This is a genomic window from Citrobacter sp. wls826 (assembly GCF_005281245.1).
Taxonomy (GTDB): domain Bacteria; phylum Pseudomonadota; class Gammaproteobacteria; order Enterobacterales; family Enterobacteriaceae; genus Citrobacter; species Citrobacter braakii.
In genome coordinates, this window is record NZ_SZWS01000053.1 from 1 (window position 1) to 1,842 (window position 1,842).

Below are 1,842 nucleotides of genomic sequence, written 5' to 3' on the forward strand. Positions count from 1 at the left end.
TGGCGGGCGTTTCCTTATCGACGGCGATCTTCACGCCGCCGGTGCTACTGCCGCAAACAACACCCAGCCGCAGCAAAACAGTACCATCAAACTCAATATGACTGACAACTCGTTGTGGAGTGGGGCGTCATACGTCACCAGCGCCACTGCCGGGACGGGGGTTATCTCGCTGCAAATGAGCGATGCGACCTGGAACATGACCAACAGCTCAACGCTCACTGACCTGACTCTGAACGGCGGGTCAGTGGTGAACTTTGGGCATGCTGACGGCGAACCGTGGCAGACGCTTACTATCAATGAAGATTTTACCGGCAACGGCGGAAAACTCGTTTTCAATACCGTCCTGAATGACGATACCTCCGAAACCGACAAGCTGAAAGTGCTCGGCAACACCGCGGGTAACGCATTTGTGGCAGTGAACAATATTGGCGGAACCGGGGCGCAAACCATTGAAGGTATTGAGATCATCGAAGTGGCCGGTAATTCTGACGGTACTTTTGAGAAAGCGGGCCGTATTGTTGCCGGTGCGTACGACTATAACGTGGTGCAAAAGGGCAGCAACTGGTATCTGACCAGCTTTATTCCTGCTCCGCCGGATCCGGAAGAGCCGGACCCCGTCGATCCGGACCCGGTTGACCCTATTGACCCAGATCCCGTTGACCCGGACCCGGTTGACCCTATTGACCCAGGTCCTGTTGACCCGGACCCGGTCGATCCTGTCGACCCGATTATCCCTGAGCCGGAAGAACCTGTTGCGCCCCCTGTCACTGAGCAGCAGTACCGCCCGGAAGCAGGCAGTTATCTGGCGAACAACTACGCTGCTAACACGCTGTTCATGACCCGACTCCACGATCGTCTGGGCGAAACGCAGTACGTCGATATGCTGACGGGCGAGAAAAAAGTCACCAGTCTGTGGATGCGTAACGTCGGGGCACATACCCGCTTCAAAGACAGTAGCGGGCAGTTGAAAACCCAAAGCAACAGCTATGTCTTGCAGTTAGGCGGTGACCTGGCGCAGTGGAGCAGCGACGGCCTCGACCGCTGGCACCTCGGCGCGATGGCTGGTTATGCCAACAGCCAGAACCGCACGCAGTCCAGTCTGACCGGCTACCATTCACGTGGTCAGGTCACTGGTTACAGCGTGGGACTGTACGGCACCTGGTATGCTAATGACGCTGACAAGACCGGCACTTATGTAGACACCTGGATGCTGTACAACTGGTTTGATAACAAGGTGATGGGCCAGGAGCAGGCGACGGAGAAATATAAATCCAGCGGGATCACCGCTTCTGTTGAAGCCGGTTACAGCTTCAAACTGGGTGAAAATGAGCGCAACAGCTATTGGCTGCAACCGAAAGCTCAGGTGGTGTGGATGGACGTGCAGGCTGACAGCCACCGGGAAGCGAACGGTACCCGCGTGAAGGACAACACCGATGGCAACCTGATGACCCGTCTGGGGGTAAAAGCCTTTATCAACGGTCACAACGCCATCGACGACGGTAAATCTCGTGAGTTCCAGCCGTTTGTTGAAGCCAACTGGATCCACAACACGCAGACGACTCGCGTGAAGATGGACGATGTGAGCAACGACATGCGCGGCACCAAAAACATCGGCGAGCTGAAAATCGGTGTTGAAGGTCAAATCACTCCGCGTCTCAACGTATGGAGCAACGTGGCCCAACAGGTTGGTGACAAAGGCTACAGCGATACCCGCGGTATGCTGGGCGTGAAATATAACTTCTGACGTAACTGCAGGTGACAGAAAGCCGCTGATTAACCGATCGGCGGCTTTTTTATGTATTGAATATAGCGGTTATGGCAGTTGTTCGGTAAAACCGAACA

The 1,842-nt window shown here is 55.2% G+C and carries 1 protein-coding gene; it reads left to right on the forward strand.

All coding sequences use genetic code 11. The features are described 5' to 3' along the window. Positions 1-1,744 (forward strand): autotransporter outer membrane beta-barrel domain-containing protein (locus tag FDW87_RS12470; protein WP_137379808.1); only part of this gene is annotated, 1,744 nt, incomplete at its 5' end. Positions 1,745-1,842 lie beyond the last annotated feature (98 nt).